Below are 15,260 nucleotides of genomic sequence, written 5' to 3'. Positions count from 1 at the left end.
ACGCAAGGGCCCGGTCACGTCGTACGACGTCACTGGGCCCTCGCGCTGGTTACTCCGACTCGCCGCCGAAGCGCTCCTTGTACGTCTCCAGGTCCTCGTCCGTGATCTTGGCGAAGAGGACCGGGGGGACCGTGAAGGGCGTACCGACCGGGACGGAGGACAGGGCGTGGGCCTCCTGAGGCGTGACCCAGGCCGCCGTGTCGTTCGGCAGCGTGAACGCCGAGCGCATCGCCTTCGCCGAGGACGGGATGAAGGGCTCGGAGATGACCGCGTAGAGGTGGATGAGGTTCATGGCCGTACGGAGGGTCAGGGCCGCGCCCTCCGGGTTGGTCTTGATCTCCAGCCAGGGGGCCTTCTCCTCGAGGTACGAGTTGCCGGCCGACCAGAGCGCGCGCAGGGCGGCCGTCGCCTTGCGGAACTGGATGGCCTCCATCTGCTCCTCGTACTCCGCGAGGAGGCGGGCGATCTGCTCGCCCAGCCTGGCCTCCGCCTCGCCGGGCTCGCCGCCCGCCGGGACGTCGTCGCCGAAGCGCTTGCGGGAGAAGGACAGTACGCGGTTGACGAAGTTGCCCAGCGTGTCCGCCAGGTCCTTGTTCACCGTGGCCGTGAAGTGCTCCCAGGTGAACGACGCGTCGTCCGACTCGGGGGCGTTCGCCATCATGAAGTAGCGCCAGTAGTCGGCGGGGAGGATGTCGAGGGCGTCGTGGGTGAAGACGCCGCGCTGCTGCGAGGTGGAGAACTTGCCGCCGTAGTAGTTGAGCCAGTTGAAGGCCTTGATGACGTCGACCTTCTTCCACGGGGCGCGGGTGCCCAGCAGGGTCGCCGGGAACATCACGCTGTGGAAGGGGACGTTGTCCTTGCCCATGAACTGCGTGTAGCGGACGTCCGTCTCCGACTCCCACCACCAGGAACGCCAGTCACGGTTCTCCGGGTCCTCGTCCGCCCACTCTTTCGTCGAGCCGATGTACTCGATCGGGGCGTCGAACCAGACGTAGAAGACCTTGCCGTCGGCGGCCAGCTCCGGCCACGTGTCGGCCGGGACGGGGACGCCCCAGTCGAGGTCACGCGTGATGGCGCGGTCGTGCAGCCCCTCGGTGAGCCACTTGCGGGCGATGGAGGAGGCCAGCACCGGCCAGTTGTCGGCGCGCTCGTCGACCCAGGCCTCGACCTCTCCTGCGAGGGCCGACTGGAGGAGGAAGAGGTGCTTCGTCTCGCGGATCTCCAGGTCGCTGCTGCCGCTGATCGCCGAACGCGGCTCGATGAGGTCGGTCGGGTCCAGTACGCGCGTGCAGTTCTCGCACTGGTCGCCGCGGGCCTTGTCGTAACCGCAGTGCGGGCAGGTGCCGATGATGTAGCGGTCCGGCAGGAAGCGGCCGTCGGCGTTCGAGTACACCTGACGGATCGCCCGCTCCTCGATGAAGCCGTTCGCTTTCAGCTCGCGGGCGATCTCCTGCGTGATGTCGCGGTTCTGCGGGGAGGAGCTGCGGCCGAAGTAGTCGAAGGCCAGCTCGAAGCCGTCGTACACCGCTTTCTGCGCGTCGTGCGCCTGCGCGCAGAACTCGTCGACCGGGATGCCCTGCTCCTTGGCCGCCAGTTCGGCCGGGGTGCCGTGCTCGTCGGTCGCGCAGATGTAGAGGACGTCGTGGCCGCGCTGGCGCAGGTACCGGGAGTAGACGTCCGCCGGGAGCATGGACCCCACCATGTTGCCCAGGTGCTTGATCCCGTTGATGTACGGAAGGGCGCTGGTGATGAGGTGTCGAGCCATTGCGGGTTGCTCCCAGGTCGCTACGTGGGGTGACGGATATCGATGCCGGCTGCACCGCCGGGCCGTCCTACGAACCTTGGAATCGTAGTCGACCGGGGCGATCGGGAATGATCGTCCATCCGGGCCGCAGGTGGACACTCCCAAGGGTTATATATATCCTGAGTGTCGCGCATCTATATGGGGAGGTCTGTCATGTCGAAGCTGCTCATCGAGGTCGACGACGAGGCTCTGGCGGAAGCCCAGGATCTGCTGGGCACGAAGACCAAGAAGGACACCGTCAACACCGCGCTGCTGGAAGTCGCCAAGCGGCGCAGCCGGGCCATAGCGCTGGCTGAACTCCGTGAGATGGGAGCGCGAGGTGACTTCGACATCCTTCTGGACAAGAGGAACTACCGCCGGTGAGTGACGTCTCGTATCTGATCGACACCTCGGCAGTCGTGCGCCTGCTCAGCAGCGATGCGTACGACGAGCGATGGGAGCAGGTGCTCGACAACGGGCTGGTCGCGCTCTGTGACCTGACCGAACTGGAACTCCTCTTCTCCGCCCGTTCCGGAAAGGACCGGGATGCCAAACAGGAGCGTCTGCGGCGGCTGTTCAGCTGGACCCTGATGCCCGACGGCATCTATCAGCGCGCTCGCGAGGTTCAGCAGCTTCTCACCGACAACGGTGAGCACCGCTCGGCCGGACCGGTCGACCTGCTCGTTGCCGCCACGGCCGAGTTGGCGGGCCTGACCCTGCTCCATCACGACCGGGACTTCGAGACCGTCGCCCGCCGTACGGGCCAGTCGACTGTCTGGCTGGCCGAGCCCGAATCCGAGTCTGAGCCCGAGCCCTGAGAACGCCGGTGGGAATGACGGGGCCCCAGGAACGAACAGTTCGTTCCTGGGGCCCCGTCATGTGCTCATGTACGTACGCAGTACGTATTACGCGTTCGGCTTCTCCTCCAGGCGCGGGAAGAGCACCGCGCCCTTGGTGATCGTCGCGCCCGCCGGGAGCCGGCCCCAGACGGCGGCGTCGGCGAGCGTCTGGTCGGGGAGCGCGCCGAGGACGGCGTCCGCGCCGAGGGAGTCCCAGAGCTTCTGCGAGGTGTCAGGCATGACCGGGTTGAGCAGGACCGCCACCGCGCGGAGCGACTCCGCCGCGGTGTAGAGGATCGTCGCCAGGCGGGCCTGGCCCTCGGAGGACTGGTCCTTGGCCACCTTCCACGGCTCCTGTTCCGAGATGTAGCCGTTGACCTGCTTCACGAAGTCGAAGATCGCCAGGATGCCGCCCTGGAAGTCCAGGTCGTCGCCGATGCGGCGGTCCGCCTCGGCCGCTGCCTTGGCCAGTCCGTTCTGGACGGCCTTCTCGGCCTCGCCCACGGCCGTCGCCTCCGGCAGCGCGCCGCCGAAGTACTTGCCGACCATCGCGGCCACGCGCGACGCGAGGTTGCCGTAGTCGTTCGCCAACTCGCTCGTGTAGCGGGCGGAGAAGTCCTCCCAGGAGAACGAGCCGTCCTGGCCGAACGCGATCGCGCGCAGGAAGTACCAGCGGTACGCGTCCACACCGAAGTGGGACGTCAGATCCTGCGGCTTGATGCCCGTCAGATTCGACTTCGACATCTTCTCGCCGCCGACCATCAGCCAGCCGTTGGCCACGACCCTGCCGGGCAACGGCAGACCCTGCGCCATCAGCATCGCGGGCCAGATGATGGCGTGGAAGCGGAGGATGTCCTTGCCGACCAGGTGTACGTCGGCGGGGAAGGTGTTCTCGAACTTCTCCGGGTTCTCGTTGTAGCCGACCGCCGTCGCGTAGTTCAGCAGCGCGTCGATCCACACGTAGATCACGTGCTTGTCGTCCCACGGGACCGGGACGCCCCAGTCGAAGGTGGAACGGGAGATGGAGAGGTCCTGGAGGCCCTGGCGGACGAAGTTCACGACCTCGTTGCGGGCCGACTCGGGCTGGATGAAGTCCGGGTTCGCCTCGTAGTGGGCGAGCAGCTTCTCGCCGTACTCGCTGAGCTTGAAGAAGTAGTTCTCCTCCTTGAGGATCTCCACCGGCTTCTTGTGGATGGCACACAGCTTCGTGCCGTCCTCGGCCTCGATGAGGTCGCCGGGGAGTTTGTACTCCTCACAGCCCACGCAGTACGGGCCCTCGTAGCCGCCCTTGTAGATCTCGCCCTTGTCGTGGAGATCCTGGACGAACTCCTGGACGCGGTCCGTGTGACGCTTCTCCGTCGTACGGATGAAGTCGTCGTTCGCGATCTCCAGGTGCTCCCAGAGGGGCTTCCAGGCTTCGGTGACGAGCTTGTCGGCCCACTCCTGCGGGCTGACGCCGTTCGCCTCCGCGGTGCGCATGATCTTCTGACCGTGCTCGTCCGTGCCGGTGAGGTACCACACCTTCTCACCGCGCTGACGATGCCAGCGCGAGAGCACGTCGCCTGCGACGGTCGTATAGGCGTGGCCCAGGTGAGGAGCGTCGTTGACGTAATAAATGGGGGTGGAGACGTAGTACGCCTTCCCGCCCTGCTTCTCGGATCCATTGGCCGCCATGGTCGAAATCGTACTGGCCCGGGGAAGACCGACTCACATCGATTACGGGTGGGGGATCACGGGATTACGGGACGACGGGAACAGGGCCCGGGGTGAGCCGGGCCCTGTCGGTCGTTGGGAGGTTCTACGAGGTGGCTACGGGCGCCAGTTCGCCAGTACGCCCTCGTAGAGCTCCTGGTCGGTCAGCTCGCGTGGGGTTTCGCCGGCCAGGAAGTGGGCCGTGTTGTCCGACTTGAGCTTGCGGAGGTAGTCGAAGGCCTTGTTCTCCGGGTCACCGAAGGCGACGAAGGAGAAGAAGACGGCGGGGTGCTTCTTCGCCGCGTCCGTGAGGGACTGGGTGGCGGGGGTCCTGGCGTCCGGGGCACCGTCCGTCTGGAAGATCACGAGTGCGGGGTCCGTGGTGGCGGACTTCTCGTAGTGGCTGATGACCTCTTCGACGGCCGTGTGGTAGCTGGTACGGCCCATGCGGCCGAGCCCTGCGTGCAGGTCGTCGATCTTGTTCTCGTGGTCGGTGAGGGTGAGTTCGCCCGTGCCGTCGAGTTCCGTGGAGAAGAAGACGACGTGGACCTTGGCCTCGGGGTCGAGGTGGGCGGCGAGGGCGAGGGCCTGCTCGCCGAGGGCCTGGGCGGAGCCGTCCTTGTAGTACGGGCGCATGGACGCGGAGCGGTCCAGGACGAGGTAGACCTTGGCGGTCGTGCCGGTGAGGTTGCGGGTGGTGAGGGTTTCGCGGGCGGCGTTGTAGGCGGTGACGAGGGTGGCGGGCATGGCCTCGGCTTCGCCTTCGGCCTTGTCGTTCCCACCCGCACCACCCGTGGCGGTTTCGTCGTCGGGTGCGGGTGGCCCCTGTGGGGTCTGATCGCCGTCGGCGGCCGCGGGCTCGTCCGCCTGGGCGGTGACAGGGGTCGGCTCGGTTTCGGGAGCCACCTCGGCCGCGGCGGGCTCCGGCTCGGCGTCTGCGACGACCGCCTCCGGCTCGGGCAGGGCTTCCGGTGCCGCCTCGGCGACGACCGGCTCTGCCTCCGGCGCGGGTGCCGGTGTCGCCTCAGCGGCGACGGGCTCGGGCTCGGGTTCCGGAGCCGTCTCGGCCGCGGCGGGCTCCGGCTCGACGACCGGCTTCGGCTCGGGAGCGGGCTCGGTTTCAGCCTCCGGCTCGGGCACGGCTTCCGGCGTTACCTCATCGATGGCCGGCTCGGGCGCGGGTGCCGGTGTCGCCTCAGCGGCGGGCGCAGGCGCAGGCTCGGCTTCGGCCTGCGGCTCGGATTCGAGTTCCGAAGCCACCTCGGCTGTGACGGGCTCGGGCTCCGGCTCGACGACCGGCTCCGGCTCCGCTTCAGCCGCCGCAGGCTCCGGCTCAGGAGCCGCCTCGGCCACCGGCTCCTCGGCGACAGCCTCAACCTCGGGCTCCGCCTCTGTCACCGGGGCCTTCTCCGCCACAGGCTCCGGCTCGACCTCGGCCGCCGCAGGCGTCTGCTTCGCCTCAACCTCCGGCTCAACGACCGGCTCCTCGGCGGCAGCCTCAACCTCGGGCTCCGCCTCTGTCACCGAGGCCTTCTCCGCGGCAGGCGCCGTCTCCGGCTCAGCCGCCGCAGGCGTCGGCTCAGCCTCACGTTCCTGTTCCCGGGCCGCAGGCACCGGCACCGTCACGTTGTCGAACGCCGCCGACACCAGGTCATCCACCGCCGACCCCTTGGGCTCAGCCGCCGATGCCGGCACCGAAGTCTCCGGCGCGGAAGCCGACCGTTCAGCCGCCGCAGGCACCGACACCGACACCGGTTCGGACGCCCGCTCCGGCGCCGGAGCCGGGACCGAAGCCGCCCGCTCCGCTTCCGCTGTCGGAGCCGAAGTCGCCCGTTCAGCCACCGGAGGCGTCTGCTCAGCTGCCGCAGGCACGTCGGCACCCTCGGAGGTGCGCCCCTTGCGTGACTTTCCGAATGCGTTTCGCAGGAGGTTGAGAATGCCCATGTGCGCAACCCTTCGCATGAGGTCTTTCCGTCAATCCCTGGCCAGGACGGACACGTAAGGTTAGCCGCCAGGTTGGAAGATCTACTTCAGGGTCGGACCTCCAAACGGGCCGCGACCCCACCTTGAGCCGGACCGCCGACGTCAACGCCGTATCAAAGCCGCATCAACTCCCCCACGTTCACTCCTCGTTCACCTGAAGGCAGTGTGGCCGAACGCGCGTGCCCCTAGCGTCACGCCCGACCCAGGAAATATTGGGAGGGACCGTGCGCAACCTGCTGCCACTGATCGGCTCGACCGGCTCACACCCCGGTGGCCGTTCGGCGATGACCTGTAGATTCCGGTGTGGTGACGCCTGCTTCCACGAGGTGCCCAACACCACCACCAACGAGTACGTCGGCGATGTCATCGCCGGTGCGCTCAGCCGCCGCTCCATGATGCGCGCCGCCGCCGTGGTGACGGTCGCGTCGGCAGCCGGGGGTGCGGTCATCGGCGCCGGCGCCCCGGAGGCCGCCGCGCAGACCGCCGAGGGCGCGGCCCCGGCGGCGTACAACAAGGGCGGCAAGGGGGCACGCGGCCTGAGGTTCACGCCCGTCGCGCCGAACACCGCCGACACCGTGACCATCCCCGAGGGCTATGCCCAGAACGTGGTCATCCGCTGGGGCGAGCCCATCCTCCGCGGCGCCCCCGCCTTCGACCCGGACAAGCAGAGCGCCAAGGCGCAGTCGGGCCAGTTCGGCTACAACTGCGACTACCTCGGTCTGCTCCCGCTGCCGGGCGAGCGCGGCCGTCAGGTGCTCGTGGCGAACCACGAGTACACCGACGAGATCCTGATGTTCAAGGGCTACGACGACGCCAAGCCCACCCGCGAGCAGGTCGAGATCGCCTGGGCGGCGCACGGTCTGTCCGTGGTCGTGGTGGAGGAGGACCGCAAGAGCGGCAAGCTCACCCCCGTACCCCGCCACCACCTCAACCGTCGCGTCACCGCGACCACCGAGTTCAAGGTCACCGGTCCGGCCGCCGGGTCCGACCTCCTCAAGACCTCCGCCGACCCGACCGGCACCAAGGTCCTCGGCACGCTCAACAACTGCGCGGGCGGCGAGACCCCCTGGGGCACGACGCTGCACGGCGAGGAGAACTTCAACCAGTACTTCGCCAACAGCAGCCGGGCGACGGACAAGCGGTACGGCATCGGCACCGCCGCCTCCGAGCGCAAGTGGGAGCTGTTCGACAAGCGGTTCGACGTGGCCAAGGAGCCGAACGAGGTCCACCGCTTCGGCTACGTCGTCGAGCTCGACCCGTACGACCCCACCTCCACGCCCCGCAAGCGCACCGCGCTCGGCCGCTTCAAGCACGAGGGCGCGACCGTCCGCCTCACGCACGACGGCCGTCCGGTCGTCTACTCCGGTGACGACGAGCGCTTCGACTACTTCTACAAGTTCGTCGGCAGCAAGCGGATGGCCCACGGCCACAGCCGCCGGGCCCGCGAGCACAACCTGACGCTCCTCGACGAGGGCACGCTGTACGTCGCCAAGCTCACCGGCGACTCCCCGGCGATCGAGATCGACGGCACGGGCAAGCTGCCGAAGGACGGCGAGTTCGACGGCAGCGGTACGTGGATCCCGCTGGCCACCGCCACGGCGAAGGGTGCCGTCTCGCACGTCGAGGGCATGACCGCCGAGGAGGTCTTCGTCTTCACGCGCCTCGCCGGTGACAAGGTCGGCGCCACGAAGATGGACCGGCCCGAGGACATCGAGCCGAACCCGCACACCGGCAAGGTGTACGTCGCGCTGACGAACAACACCAACCGCGGTGTCGGTACGAATGCCAAGGCCGACGAGGCCAACCCGCGCAACGCCAACAAGCACGGCCACGTCCTGGAGCTCACCGAGCGCTGGAACCGCCCGGAGAGCACGAGCTTCGCCTGGTCGCTGTTCCTCGTCGCGGGCGACCCGAAGGACCCGGCGACCTACTTCGCCGGCTTCCCGAAGGACAAGGTCAGCCCGATCTCCTGCCCGGACAACGTGGCCTTCGACCGGTACGGCAACCTGTGGATCTCCACGGACGGTGCCCAACTCGGCTACCACGACGGTCTGTTCGGCGTAGCTACGCGCGGTGACCGGCGCGGTGAGCTGAAGCAGTTCCTGACCATGCCGAACGGTGCCGAGACCTGCGGCCCGATCGTCCAGGACCGCCGCGTCCTGGTCTCGGTCCAGCACCCGGGCGAGATCGACGACGCCACGGTCGAGAACCCCGCGAGCACCTGGCCCGACGGCCCGGGCACGTACGTCCGCCCGTCGGTGGTCGCGGTGTACCGCAAGGACGGCCGCGACATCGGCGTCTGAGCAGCGTCGACTTCTGACGTGTACGTGTGTGGGCCGCCCCTCCTGCAGAGGGGCGGCCCACACCGCGTTCAGTCCTGCTCGTGGAGGGTCAGGTCCAGGAGGAGGGAACGGTGGTCCGAGTTCTTCAGGTCCAGGAAGCGGGACCTGTCCGCCGCGAAGTCCTCGGAGACCAGGATGTGGTCGATCTGGGTGCCGAAGGCCGGGAGCGTACGGGCCGGCCAGGTCGGAGTGCGGGCCTCGCCGGTGAGTCGGGCGCCGTCACGCAGGCCCGTGTCCAGGAGGCGGCGGAACGCGGCGTGGTCCTGGGAGGCGTTGAAGTCGCCCGCGAGGATGGTGGGGCGGGTCCTGTCGGCGGCGGCGTAGTCGCGCAGCGCGTCCAGTTCCCTCTGCCAGTCGTCCACGTGGGCCGGGAGCGGGGGCATGGGGTGGGCGAGCTGGACCCTCACCTCGCGGCCCTCCACGTCGGCGATCGCGCCGGGCATGCCCATGGTGCCCTTGACGCCGGGGGCCGGCTTGAGGGGGTACCGGCTGAGGATGACGGAGCCGTCCGAGCCGTAGCCCTCCACGGCCTGGCGGTAGGGGTACGTCTCCTTGGCCCCCTCCGCCCGGAAGGCCCGCGTCAGCTTCTCGTCGCAGGTGACCTCGCACTCCTCGACGAAGACGAGGTCCGGCTTTTCGCTCCGTACGATCTCGATCAGCTCGTCGGTGGCCTGGCCGAACTCGACGTTCGACGTCAGCACGCGCAGCTCCGCGACCGGGGTGCCCTTCGGCTCGCTCGTCTTCCCGTACGGCTCGATGAACCAGGCGATCGCCGCGGCTGCGAGCACGCCCCACACGAGGCCGACGCGCCAGCGCGCCAGGCCGGCGAGGAGGAGGGCGAGGCCGGTGGGCGCGAGCAGCCAGGGCAGGAACGCGATGACCTGCGGTACGGGGGTGATGCCGTCCGTGTCGGCGATCCGGCACCCTACGACGATGCTCACGCCGAGGAGCAGCAGGGCTGCGATCCAGACGCCGGCCGCGCGCCCGGGCCGTCGCGCCACCGGGGCGTCGGCCCACTCGTCCGCCTCAGCCGTAGCAGTACCCAAAGTCCGCACCTTCCGTTCTGCCTGGATCCTCCCTCAAAGACGGGGTGGGTGGGGGGAGGGTTCCTTTCCCCAGCCCCGCCCCTTCCCGAGGCTGGGGCTGCCGCCCCAGGCCCCGCTGCCTCCGGCGGGTGGGCGCCTAGCGGGGTGGGGTGTTGGGGATTGTGTGCGGGTGCGGGTTGTCGTGGGTTGCTCGCGCAGTTCCCCGCGCCCCTAAAGCAGGGGCTGCGCCCCTTTAGGGGCACGGGGAGGCGCAGGTTTTTCAGGGGCGCGGGGAACTGCGCGACCAGCCACGACGGGTCCGCAGTCGAAACACGACCTTCCTTGTGGGGGTCTGGGGGCGTAGCCCCCAGTTTCGGGAAGGGGCGGGGCTGGGGAAGAAAACCCGCTCAAGCAGAGCCGTCGACACGGCCCAAGAACCTCGCCAGCGCCCCGTTGAACTCCCCCGGACGTTCCAGGTTCGGCATGTGGGCCGCCCGGGCAATGACGTGGAGCGTGCAGTCGGGGAGCGCTTCGGCCATCGTCTTCGCGTCCGAGACGGGGGTGTATTCGTCGTCCTCGCCCACCACGACCAGGGACGGGACCGTGACCCGGGTCAACAGGTCGCGGTAGTCGGGGCGTTCCGCCCGGCCGCGTAGGGCTGCTGCCGCGCCCGGTGGAGGCGTGGCGGTCATCATGCCGTGGACGTGAGCGGCCACGGACGCGTCGGCGTACGGCGCGACCATCTTGTGCAGGACCTCGTCCGCGTAGCCGCGCATGCCCTCCTTCAGGAGCCGGTCAGCCATCTCGTTGCGGGACTTCTTGCCGGACGGAGTCTCCGGGGAGGCGAAGGTGTCGGCCAGGATCAGGCCCCGGATGCGGTCCGGGTACTGGGCGTAGCACTCCATGGCGATCTGGCCGCCCATCGACAGGCCGCCGAGGACGAAGTGCTCCACGTGCAGTTCGTCCAGGAGGGCCGCTATGTCCTCGGCGAACGTGGAGAGTGGCGTGAGGCCGGGGACGACCGGCGAGGCGCCGTAACCGCGCAGGTCCGGGGCGATCACCCGGCGCGTCGGGGAGAAGGCGCTCACCTGCGGTGTCCACATCGTGTGGTCGAAGGGGTGGCCGTGGATCAGGACAAGGGGCAGGGGAGTTGAGAGTTTCGCGCCTTTGTCCTCGTATGCGAGGAAGGGAGCCATGAGTGGACCCTAGGCGGCATCGACTACTCGGTGCAATGAGAACTTTGCCCTCGGTGCAATCCCGAGGGTGATGGGAGATGAGCGCGCGTGGAGGACTACCGGCGGATCGCCGACCGGCTGGCCGAGGAGATCCTCACCGGGCGGCTCAAGCCCGGTGAACGGCTGCCGCCGCAGCGGGTGTTCGCGCGGCGGCGCCGTATCGCCGGGTCCACAGCGGGGCGTGTCTACGCGGAGTTGGTGCGGCGAGGCCTTGTGGTCGGCGAGGTGGGGCGGGGGACGTTCGTACGGGCGGGGCCGGTGCCGTCGGGGCGGGCGCTGGCCGAGGAGGAGGAAGAACAGGACAAGGCCGCCGGGCCGCGTATCAATCTGGAGCTCAACTACCCCTTCGCGGAAGGACAGTCGGAGCTGCTCGCCGTCGGGCTCGCGCCCCTGCTGCGGGCCGACGTGCTGGCCGAGGCCACGCGTACGGTGCCCGCCACCGGCACACCCGCCGCGCGCGAGGCCGTCGCCGGGCTCCTGGGCGGTCCGGGGTGGCGGCCCGACCGGGAGAGGGTCCTCTTCGCCGGGAACGCCCGCCAGGCCATCGCGGGCGCCCTCGCCTCACTCGTACGGCCCGGAGGACGCGTCGGCGTGGAGGCGCTGACGTATCCGCTGGTCAAGGAGATCGCCGCACGGATCGGCATCACGCTCGTACCGCTCGCGATGGATGAAGAAGGGCTACGGGCCGACGGCCTCGTCGCCGCCCATCGCGCCGCGCCGCTCTCCGCCGTCTACGCCCAGCCGACGCTCCACAATCCCACCTCCGTGACGATGGGGGACGGAAGGAGGCGTGAACTGGCCGGAGCCCTGCGGGAGTTGGACCTTCCCGTCGTCGAGGACCGGATCTGGTCCTTCCTCCGGGACGGCCGGGCGGGCCCCACTCCCCTGGCCTCGTACGCCCCCGAGCGCACGTATCTCGTCGACGGGCTGTCCAAGCGCGTCGCCCCCGGCCTCACGGTCGGTTTCCTCGTCGTGCCGCCGGGGCGGGTGGGCACGGTCGCCGAGGCGCTGCGGTCGGGCGGGTGGACGGCGGGGCGGTTCGCGCTGGAGGCCGCGGTGCGGTGGATCGGCGACGGGACGGTCGAGCGGCTCGTCGCGGCCAAGCGGGCGGACGCGCGGGCGCGGCAGCGGCTCGTCGAGGAGTGGCTGGGGGAGTTCGCGGTACGGGCCGATCCGTACGCGTACTACACCTGGTGGGAGCTGCCGCCGCCCTGGCGCGCGGACACGTTCACGGCTGCGGTGGCGGCACGCGGGGTGGCGCTCACGCCGGGGCGGGCGTTCGCCGTGGAGCCCCAGCGCACACAGGCCGAGCGCACGCAGGCGGCGCGTCCCACCACGCCGGGCTCCGCGGCGGACGCCGTCAGGCTCGGGCTCGCGTCTGTTTCCGTGCCGGTGCTGGAGGAGGCTCTGCGGATCGTGCGCGACGTCGCGCGACACGGTCCGTGAGCCAGGTCGCCGCCGCCACCGTGAGGCCGAGGACGAGGATGGTCCACGCTGCCGTGCGGAGCGTGGACGTGAGAGCGTCGTAGACCGTGGCCGCCACGTCGCGGGAGACGTGGGGCGGCAGGTCGGCGAGGGTCACGGCGCGGCCCACCGCGGTCGCCAGGGTGAGGAGGGCGGCGCCCAGCGCCGTGCCCAGTGCCGTCGCCATGATCGCGCGGCGGCGGCGTACGGCAAGGAGGATGCCGCCGACGGCCAGCGCCACCGCCGCGAGCGGCAGCCAGAAACCCGCGAACTCCAGCATGCGGAAACCCCTCCGGAGCGTGGCCACTTCCTGGCCCTCGAGGACCGTGATCTCGGTGTGTGCGACGGGGATGCGGTGCGCCAGCGGCACGCGGTCGGCGGCCAGCCGGTCCTTGATCTGCTGTGTGACGGGAGCCAGATCGAGCGTGACCGTGTTGTCGTGCTCGCCGCGCAGGGTCCGTAGAACGGCGTCGTGCGCGGCCCGGTTCGCGGTGTCCCAGGCGGCGCGGAAGGTAGGCGTACCGGTGAAGGACAGCACCGTCTCGTGCACGAACCGCCGGAACTCGTCCTCGAGCGGCCCGGCCTCCACCTTGGCCATGATCCTGTCGGTGACGGTGTCCGTGACCGCCCCGCGCACATCGGGCCCGGCGGCGAGCGGCCCCATCGTGTCGACGTACCGCCGGGTGTCGCCGATCTCGTACTTCGCCCACGCCGAGAGCCCGCCGAGCGGCACGAGGAGGCAGCCGAGGACGATCAGTACCGCCGAGAGAATTTTCCGAACACCGACTCTATCCACAGCTCAAGAAAGAACCCCGGCCGTGCCCCGTAGCCATCGGGGCACGGCCGGGGTGACTGCATCCGGACGTGGATTGCGTTCTTCCGGGGGACACCCCGGCCGGCTGTCACTTGCGGTTGTACAGCCGCATCGTCACCGGCCCGAGCACCGCCACGAACACCGCCGACCAGCCCAGCGTCCACGCGATCTCCTCGGTCGGCCAGGAGCCGCCCATCAGATCGCGGACCGCCGAGGCGACGTGCGTGATCGGGTTGTTGTTGACGAAGGCCTGGAGCCAGCCCGGCATCGTCTCGGGCTCGACGAAGATGTCGCTGAGGAACGTCAGCGGGAACAGCACCATCATGCTGACGCTCATCACGCCCTTCTCCGTGCGCATCAGCAGACCGACCATCGTCCACACCCACGAGAAGGCGAAGCAGAAGACGATCAGCAGCACCACGCCCGCCACCACGCCGGGGAAACCGCCGTCCGGGCGGAAGCCCATGATCAGGCCGACCGTCAGCATCACGATCGACGCGAGCGTGTAGCGCAGGGCGTCACCGAGCAGATAGCCGACCATCGTCGACGGCCGCCAGATCGGCAGGGAACGGAAGCGGTCGAAGACGCCCTTCTCGATGTCGATGTTGATCGCGAGACCCGTATACATCGTGATCATGGACACGGACATCACGAGGATGCCGGGCAGCAGATACTGGATGTACTCGCTGGGTGAGCCGGCCAGGGCACCACCGAACAGGTACGTGTACATCAGGATCATCATGATCGGGAACGCCGTCACATCGAACAGCTGCTCCGGTACGTGCTTGATCTTGAGCATCGCCCGCCAGCCGAACGTCAGCGACGTCTGCAGCGCGTTCGGCCGCGGCGGCCGCTCCCGGGCGACGAGCAGTTCGGCCAGGCTCTCGGTGCGGACCGGGGCGAGTTCCGTGCTCTCGGTGGTCTGGGTCGCGGTGCTCATGCCGTGGCCTCCTTCGTCTGTGCCTCGTCGGTCGTCCGGTCGTGGTCGGTCGGGCTGCCGGTGAGGGCCAGGAACACCTCGTCCAGGCTCGGCTGTCCCAGCGAGAAGTTGTCGACGATGATGCCCGCGCGGGCGAGTTCGGCGAGGGCCCGGGAGGCCTTCTCGGAGGGGCCGACGCCGTTCGCGTCTCCGTTGCTGCCGACCCGGGCGGTCAGGGCCACCGGGTCCGGTTCCAGCTGTACGTCCGCGTCGAGGGCCTGCCTGAGCAGGAGCTCGGCGTCGGGGCGCTGGTCCGCGTCCCGCAGCCGTACGTGCACGGCGCCGGCGCCGACCGAGGCCTTCAGCTCGCCCTTGGTGCCCTCGGCGATGACCTTGCCCTTGTCGATGACGGCGATCCGGGACGCCAGCTGGTCGGCCTCGTCGAGGTACTGCGTCGTCAGCAGCACCGTCGTGCCCTGGGCGACGACCGCTCGTACGATCTCCCAGACCTGGTTGCGGCTGCGCGGGTCGAGGCCCGTCGTCGGCTCGTCCAGGAACAGCAGGTCCGGGGTGTTGAGGATCGACGCGGCGATGTCGATACGGCGCCGCATACCGCCGGAGTAGTGCTTCACCTGGCGGCCCGCCGCCTCCGACAGGCCGAAGGCGGCGAGGAGTTGGGCCGCGCGTTCGTACGAGGCCTTCTTGCTGTGGCCGGTCAGACGGGCCAGCAGTACGAGGTTCTCCGTGCCGGTGAGGTCCTCGTCGACCGAGGCGTACTGCCCGGTGAGGCTGACCCGGCTGCGGACCGCGTCCGCCTCCCGTACGACGTCGTGGCCGAAGACGTGGGCCTCGCCGCCGTCGGGGCGGAGCAGGGTCGCCAGCATCCGTACCGTGGTCGTCTTGCCCGCGCCGTTCGGACCGAGCAGGCCGTAGACCGTGCCCCTCTCGATGCGCAGGTCGACGCCGTCCACGGCACGGTTGTCGCCGAAGGTCTTCACCAGGCCGGCGGTCTCGATCGCCGGCCCACCTCCGGCAAGGTGGTCGCTTTTCATGTCCGCCCCATCCAGTCCTCTACGAGTGCTGAGCTGTCGTTGAGATGTAGACCCCCACCGGGCAGCAAACTCATCGTAGATTTCGGCACTGGATTCGTCGTGGGCTTTTTGT

General features: G+C 69.4%; 12 protein-coding genes. 4 read left to right on the top strand and 8 right to left on the bottom strand.

The annotated features are described in order from the left end of the window. Positions 1-49 precede the first annotated feature (49 nt). Entirely contained in the window at positions 50-1,765 is a 1,716-nt protein-coding gene (gene metG / locus IEZ21_RS12720; RefSeq protein WP_189321993.1) for a methionine--tRNA ligase, read from the bottom strand. Positions 1,766-1,957: 192 nt separating this feature from the next. On the opposite strand from metG (IEZ21_RS12720), the gene IEZ21_RS12715 reads away from it, so the two are divergent. Next, positions 1,958-2,167 (top strand): type II toxin-antitoxin system VapB family antitoxin, encoded by a 210-nt coding sequence (locus IEZ21_RS12715; RefSeq protein ID WP_189321992.1) that lies wholly within the window; start codon positions 1,958-1,960, stop codon positions 2,165-2,167. Then, complete coding sequence (locus tag IEZ21_RS12710; protein WP_189321991.1) at positions 2,164-2,601, top strand: PIN domain nuclease; 438 nt, start codon at positions 2,164-2,166, stop codon at positions 2,599-2,601. Before IEZ21_RS12715 ends, IEZ21_RS12710 begins: the two co-directional genes overlap by 4 nt. 87 nt (positions 2,602-2,688) lie before the next feature. On the opposite strand, the gene metG (IEZ21_RS12705) is transcribed toward IEZ21_RS12710, so the two are convergent. Both metG (IEZ21_RS12705) and IEZ21_RS12700 read right to left on the bottom strand, forming a co-directional pair. Next, positions 2,689-4,296 carry a methionine--tRNA ligase gene (metG, locus tag IEZ21_RS12705; RefSeq protein WP_189321990.1) on the bottom strand — a complete coding sequence of 536 codons (1,608 nt, stop codon included), beginning with the start codon at positions 4,294-4,296 and terminating at the stop codon, positions 2,689-2,691. Between the two features lie 135 nt (positions 4,297-4,431). Next, a complete protein-coding gene (locus IEZ21_RS12700; RefSeq protein WP_189321989.1) occupies positions 4,432-6,258 on the bottom strand; it encodes a VWA domain-containing protein in 1,827 nt (608 codons plus the stop codon). Between the two features lie 263 nt (positions 6,259-6,521). On the opposite strand from IEZ21_RS12700, the gene IEZ21_RS12695 reads away from it, so the two are divergent. Continuing rightward, positions 6,522-8,600: a PhoX family protein gene (locus IEZ21_RS12695; RefSeq protein WP_189321988.1), complete on the top strand. Its 2,079-nt coding sequence runs from the start codon at positions 6,522-6,524 to the stop codon at positions 8,598-8,600. A gap of 68 nt (positions 8,601-8,668) precedes the next feature. Here IEZ21_RS12695 and IEZ21_RS12690 read toward each other — a convergent pair whose 3' ends face one another. Together IEZ21_RS12690 and IEZ21_RS12685 are read right to left on the bottom strand one after the other, a co-directional pair. Then, positions 8,669-9,685: an endonuclease/exonuclease/phosphatase family protein gene (locus tag IEZ21_RS12690; protein WP_189321987.1), complete on the bottom strand. Its 1,017-nt coding sequence runs from the start codon at positions 9,683-9,685 to the stop codon at positions 8,669-8,671. 386 nt (positions 9,686-10,071) lie between these two features. Further along, positions 10,072-10,860: an alpha/beta fold hydrolase gene (locus IEZ21_RS12685; RefSeq protein WP_189321986.1), complete on the bottom strand. Its 789-nt coding sequence runs from the start codon at positions 10,858-10,860 to the stop codon at positions 10,072-10,074. Between the two features lie 87 nt (positions 10,861-10,947). Here IEZ21_RS12685 and IEZ21_RS12680 point away from each other — a divergent pair, with 87 nt between their 5' ends. Beyond that, entirely contained in the window at positions 10,948-12,345 is a 1,398-nt protein-coding gene (locus IEZ21_RS12680; RefSeq protein ID WP_189321985.1) for an aminotransferase-like domain-containing protein, read from the top strand. Here IEZ21_RS12680 and IEZ21_RS12675 read toward each other — a convergent pair. The 3 genes from IEZ21_RS12675 to IEZ21_RS12665 form a co-directional block, all read right to left on the bottom strand. Continuing rightward, positions 12,260-13,159 carry a hypothetical protein gene (locus IEZ21_RS12675; protein WP_189321984.1) on the bottom strand — a complete coding sequence of 300 codons (900 nt, stop codon included), beginning with the start codon at positions 13,157-13,159 and terminating at the stop codon, positions 12,260-12,262. The genes IEZ21_RS12680 and IEZ21_RS12675 overlap by 86 nt on opposite strands. A 106-nt stretch (positions 13,160-13,265) precedes the next feature. Beyond that, on the bottom strand, positions 13,266-14,117 hold the full coding sequence (locus tag IEZ21_RS12670; RefSeq protein WP_189321983.1) for an ABC transporter permease: 852 nt from the start codon (positions 14,115-14,117) through the stop codon (positions 13,266-13,268). Beyond that, positions 14,114-15,148 carry an ATP-binding cassette domain-containing protein gene (locus IEZ21_RS12665; protein WP_189321982.1) on the bottom strand — a complete coding sequence of 345 codons (1,035 nt, stop codon included), beginning with the start codon at positions 15,146-15,148 and terminating at the stop codon, positions 14,114-14,116. Before IEZ21_RS12665 ends, IEZ21_RS12670 begins: the two co-directional genes overlap by 4 nt. Positions 15,149-15,260 lie beyond the last annotated feature (112 nt).

It is taken from the genome of Streptomyces flaveus, from assembly GCF_014647675.1.
Taxonomy (GTDB): domain Bacteria; phylum Actinomycetota; class Actinomycetes; order Streptomycetales; family Streptomycetaceae; genus Streptomyces; species Streptomyces flaveus.
This window is presented reverse-complemented; position numbering and strand designations above follow the sequence as displayed.

Excerpts from the sequence above, each read along its gene's own strand:
- metG (WP_189321993.1), bottom strand. The coding sequence starts at position 1,765 with ATGGCTCGACACCTCATCACCAGCGCCCTTCCGTACATCAACGGGATC.
- IEZ21_RS12715 (WP_189321992.1), top strand. The coding sequence starts at position 1,958 with ATGTCGAAGCTGCTCATCGAGGTCGACGACGAGGCTCTGGCGGAAGCC.
- metG (WP_189321990.1), bottom strand. The coding sequence starts at position 4,296 with ATGGCGGCCAATGGATCCGAGAAGCAGGGCGGGAAGGCGTACTACGTC.
- IEZ21_RS12700 (WP_189321989.1), bottom strand. The coding sequence starts at position 6,258 with ATGGGCATTCTCAACCTCCTGCGAAACGCATTCGGAAAGTCACGCAAG.
- IEZ21_RS12685 (WP_189321986.1), bottom strand. The coding sequence starts at position 10,860 with ATGGCTCCCTTCCTCGCATACGAGGACAAAGGCGCGAAACTCTCAACT.
- IEZ21_RS12670 (WP_189321983.1), bottom strand. The coding sequence starts at position 14,117 with ATGAGCACCGCGACCCAGACCACCGAGAGCACGGAACTCGCCCCGGTC.
- IEZ21_RS12665 (WP_189321982.1), bottom strand. The coding sequence starts at position 15,148 with ATGAAAAGCGACCACCTTGCCGGAGGTGGGCCGGCGATCGAGACCGCC.